We start from the raw sequence: 4,461 nt of genomic DNA, 5'->3' as shown, positions 1-4,461 counted from the left end.
TCCCTTCACAGCTCCAGGCCATCACGCTCCGGCGCCGCAATCCAGATACAAGGGAAAGGAAAGTCAAAGCGTCTTCGCCAGCGCCTCAAGCTGGTCCGCGGCGATCCCCCAGCCTTCGTGGAAGCCCATCTTCTCGTGGGTGTCGCGGTCCTCGAGCGTCCAGTGGCGGGCCACGGCGCGGTAGCGCGTCTTGCCGTCGCCGAGGTCCTCGAAGGTGACGATGCCGACCATGAACGGCTTGGCCGAGGGCTTCCAAGTCTCGGTGAAGGCGTCGGTGAAGACCAGCTTTTCGTTCGGGATCACCTCCAGATAGACGCCCGGTTGCGGGATGCGCTCACCGTTCGGGCCGTTCATCACGAGGTAGCTGTTCCCGCCCGAGCGCACGTCCTGGCGCACGTCCGAAACGCACCACGGCTTGGGACAGAACCACTGGACCAGCAGCTCGGGCGAGGTCCAGCACCGGTAGAGCGTCTCGCGCGGAACATCGATGATCCGTTCCAGGACGAGGTCGCGGTCTTCCGAAGTCGCGGGGGCGGTGTCGAGGGGCATGGGGCGTCTCCTTGCGGGTTGTGATGTTGCCTCAAGGACGGGCCGATGGCGCAAGAGCCGACAGGAGGGAGCAAAAAATCCTCCCCCAGCGGGGGAGGCGGCCGAAGGCCGGAGGGGGAAGTTCTGCTGGTCTTGCCTCTTCCCCCTCCGTCGTCTCTTCGAGCCGACACCTCCCCCGCGAGGGGGAGGATTTGAGCGCGCTTGACCCGCCCCCGCGCCCGCCGCACTGTGTCCGATATTCAAACAAGCGTTTAGGGAGCGCGCCATGAGCCTCTTCGACCTTACTGGCAAGGTGGCGATCATCACCGGGTCCTCGCGCGGGATCGGCAAAGCGATCGCCGAGCGGATGGCCGAGCACGGGGCCAAGGTGGTGATTTCCTCGCGCAAGGCCGGGCCCTGCGAAGAGGTGGCGGCGGCCCTCAACGCCCAGCACGGCGCCGGGACGGCCATCGCGGTCCCGGCCAACATCGCCTCCAAGGAAGAGCTGCAGAACCTGGTCGACGAGACCCGCAAGGCGTTCGGCCGCGTCGATGTCTGCGTCTGCAACGCCGCCAGCAATCCCTATTACGGCCCGATGGAGGGGATCAGCGACGACCAGTTCCGCAAGATCCTGGACAACAACATCATCAGCAATCACTGGCTGATCGGCATGGTCGCGCCGGAGATGCGGGCGCGGAAGGACGGCGCGATCATCATCGTGTCGTCGATCGGCGGCCTGCGCGGCAACACGATCATCGGCGCCTACAACATCTCCAAGGCCGCCGACTTCCAGCTGGCCCGCAACCTGGCGCACGAGTTCGGTCCCGACAACGTGCGGGTCAACTGCATCGCGCCGGGCCTGATCCGCACCGACTTCGCCCGCGCCCTGTGGGAGAACCCCGAGACCCTGAAGCGCTCCACCCAGGGCGTGCCGCTGCGCCGGATCGGCGAGCCGGACGAGCTGGCCGGGGCGGCGGTGTACCTGGCCTCGAAGGCCGGCAGCTTCATGACCGGCCAGGCGCTGGTCGTGGACGGCGGGGCGACGATCTGACGCCCGCCGCCACCCGACCTCCCCGGCATTCGCCGGGGAGCCCGGAAAGGTAAGGGCGACGATCTGACGCCGCGCGCCGGGCGATAGGCTTAACCCGTCCTACACCAGTTCCCGCGAAACGTGTCCCCGGATTCCGGGGTGTTCGCTGTTGCGGCGTTTGTTGATTTCGCTCGTTCTTTTGGGGACCTTGGCGGCGGGGGGCGTCCAGGCGCAACCTGGCGTGTCCCTGGACCAGCGCCTGGACCAGCTGACTCGCAAGATCGGCGTCGATACGGTGCGTCCCGTCCCGGACAATCAGGACGTCGAGCGCGCCGGCGAGGCGGCCCTGGCCAAGAAGGGCCGCGAGCGGCTCTACGACACCTGGCGCGTGCTCTACGCTTACAAGAGCAACCAGATCCGTCGCCGGTTCGACCCGTGGGTCGAGCGGGTCCGAGCGGTGGCGCGACGCGACAACGACCCGGCGCTGGCCGCGCTGGCCGACCTGGAGACGATCGCGCTCCGGCACGAGACGCAGGGGTTCCGCGCCTTCACCGACGCGGACTGGACCCGGTTCATGGACCGGTCGGGCCCCGACATCCGCCTGATAGCGGGGATCGAGCGGGTCCGGCACCTGGGCCAGGTGGGACGTTGGCGCGAGGCCGCCCGGCTGGCGACCGAAATGACCAACGAGGCCGGGCGGCGGGACCGGATCGCCCAGCCGGTGCTGGCCGAGCTGCATCAGATCCACAGCTACACCCTGTCCGACATGGGCGACAAGGAAGGCGCGCTGGAGCACATGGCCCAGGCGACCGAGCTCGACGAAGGCGACGCTTTCTTCATCAGCAAGACCGAGCGGCTCTATGACATCGCCTATATCGCCGCCGACCTGGGCGCGATCGACCAGGCGCGCCGGTTCGCGGCCCTGCATCACCGCTGGGTGGCCGGCGTGGGCAATGCGGATCTGGTGACCTGGGACCGCTATCTCTGCGCCAAGATAGCCGGCCTGGCCGATCAGCCTCAGGAGGTCCTCAACTGCCTGGCCGACGCCAAGGCGCTGATCGACCGGCCGGAACGACGTCTGCAGGTGGTCATGCTGAGCCGCCGGGCCACCGCCTTGGCGCAATTGGGCAAGGCGTCGGCGGCGCGCGCCGATCTGCGGCGGATGCAGGCTATCCCGGACGCTCTGGGTCCGCGCGACCTCGCCGCCGAAGCCTTGATCGGGGCCTATATCGACCAGACCGAGGGCCGTTCGGCCGAGGCTTTCCGCAAGCTGGACGCCTGGCGCAAGGACGAGGCGCTGCGCGTCGCCCGGCAGAACGCCCGCAACGTCGCCGAGATGTCGGCGGCCCTGGATGGCGAGCTGCGCGCCAAGCGGGACGAAAGCCGCCGCCTGGCCGAGCAGGTGCGGCTGTCGCGCAGCCTGGTCCGCGCCTCGGTCGTCATCGCCCTGCTGCTGGCGGTCCTGGTGGCCGGCGGGGTGGGCTGGGCGCTTCACCAGCGCCGAGCCTCGCAACGTCTGAAGGGCGCGCAGGAGCGGGCCGAGGCCGCCAACCAGGCCAAGTCCGCCTTCCTGGCCGTGATGAGCCACGAGCTGCGCACGCCGCTGAACGGCATGCTGGGCCTGGCCCAGGCCCTGCGCACCGAGACCCTGACGCCCGAGCAGCGCGAGCAGATCGACCTGATTCTCGACAGCGGCGACACCTTGCTGGTGCTGCTGAACGACATTCTCGACCTGTCAAAGATCGAGGCCGGCAAGCTGGAGATCGCTCCGACCACCGGCGACCTCGTCGGCAGCTGCGCCCGGCTGGTCGGCGGCTATCAGCCCACGGCCCGCGAGAAGGGCGTGGCCCTGTCGTTCCGGCTGGAGAGCGAGCCGCCCGGCCCGCTGATGTTCGACGGCGTGCGCGTGCGCCAGTGCCTGACCAACCTGGTCTCCAACGCCCTGAAGTTCACCAGCGAGGGCAAGGTCGAGGTCGGCCTGGCCTGCTATCCGGAGGAAGATGGCCGGGTGCGGGTGCGCCTGCGCGTCTCGGACACCGGTATCGGCATGAGCGAGGAGACGATCGCCAAGCTGTTCCGGCCCTTCACCCAGGCCGACGCCTCGACCACCCGCAACTTCGGCGGCACGGGGCTTGGCCTGAACATCACCCGCCGCTTGGTCAAGATGATGCGCGGCGAGATCAAGGTCGAAAGCGAGGAGGGCCGCGGCTCGATCTTCACGATCGAGATGCTGGTCGATCCGGCCGAACCGATCGAGACGCCCGCCGGCGCCGAGGACGCCGCTGACGCGACCGAAGGCTTTGCCGCCCTGCACGGCCGGCGGATCCTGGTGGTCGATGACCACCCGGTCAATCGCCGCGTCATCCGCCTGTTCCTGGAGCCGTTCGACTGCGAGCTGGTCGAGGCCGAGAACGGCCAGGTCGCGCTGGACGTCCTGGTCCAGCGTCCGATCGACCTCGTCCTGATGGACGTCAACATGCCCGTGCTGGACGGGCTGGAGGCCACGCGGCGCCTGCGCCTGGATCCGCGGTTCCACCGCTTGCCGGTCATCGCCCTGACGGCCGACGTGATGTCGGCCCAGATCAAGACCTGCCTTGACGCCGGCTGCGACGCCCACGTGGCCAAGCCGATCGACCTGCGCAACCTGCTGTCGGTGATGGACCGGTGCCTGACCCGGACGCGGGAGGCGGCGGGGTAGGGTTGGCGTCCTTCTCCCTTGCGGGAGAAGGTGTCGCCGCAGGCGACGGATGAGGGGTGGAAAGTCCCGTCCGGATAAGGTCGCGCGACTCCTCACCCGGCGCTGCGCGCCCCCCTCTCCCGCAGGGGGAGAGGGGCTCCCGACCCTAGTCGGACGGTTGGAAAATCCTCCCCCCAGAGGGGGAGGAGGCCGAAGGCCGGAGGGG

Annotated in this window: 3 protein-coding genes and 1 pseudogene; 3 read left to right on the top strand and 1 reads right to left on the bottom strand. The window is 68.9% G+C overall.

Going from position 1 to position 4,461, the window contains the following annotated elements; translation table 11 throughout:
• Positions 1-63: 63 nt before the first annotated feature.
• Positions 64-549 carry an SRPBCC family protein gene (locus AX690_RS13555; protein WP_066683704.1) on the bottom strand — a complete coding sequence of 162 codons (486 nt, stop codon included), beginning with the start codon at positions 547-549 and terminating at the stop codon, positions 64-66.
• A 23-nt stretch (positions 550-572) separates the two neighbouring features.
• On the opposite strand from AX690_RS13555, the pseudogene AX690_RS24280 reads away from it, so the two are divergent.
• The 3 genes and pseudogenes from AX690_RS24280 to AX690_RS13545 form a co-directional block, all read left to right on the top strand.
• Positions 573-743: pseudogene (locus AX690_RS24280) on the top strand (hypothetical protein); the annotation flags it as partial.
• A 71-nt stretch (positions 744-814) separates the two neighbouring features.
• Positions 815-1,579, top strand: coding sequence for an SDR family oxidoreductase (locus tag AX690_RS13550; protein ID WP_066683701.1), 765 nt, complete (start codon positions 815-817; stop codon positions 1,577-1,579).
• Positions 1,580-1,727: 148 nt separating this feature from the next.
• Positions 1,728-4,256, top strand: a complete 2,529-nt coding sequence (locus AX690_RS13545) for an ATP-binding protein (RefSeq protein ID WP_066683699.1) — start codon at positions 1,728-1,730, stop codon at positions 4,254-4,256.
• The last annotated feature ends 205 nt before the right edge of the window (positions 4,257-4,461 follow it).

Origin of the sequence: Caulobacter sp. CCH9-E1, from assembly GCF_001556515.1 — a bacterium.
Lineage (GTDB): Bacteria > Pseudomonadota > Alphaproteobacteria > Caulobacterales > Caulobacteraceae > Caulobacter.
Note: the sequence above shows the minus strand (reverse complement) of the source record. Positions and strands in the feature narration are given on the sequence as shown.

Bases quoted from the DNA above. Each gene is read 5' to 3' on its own strand.
- AX690_RS13555 (WP_066683704.1), bottom strand. From the start codon at position 549: ATGCCCCTCGACACCGCCCCCGCGACTTCGGAAGACCGCGACCTCGTC.
- AX690_RS13550 (WP_066683701.1), top strand. From the start codon at position 815: ATGAGCCTCTTCGACCTTACTGGCAAGGTGGCGATCATCACCGGGTCC.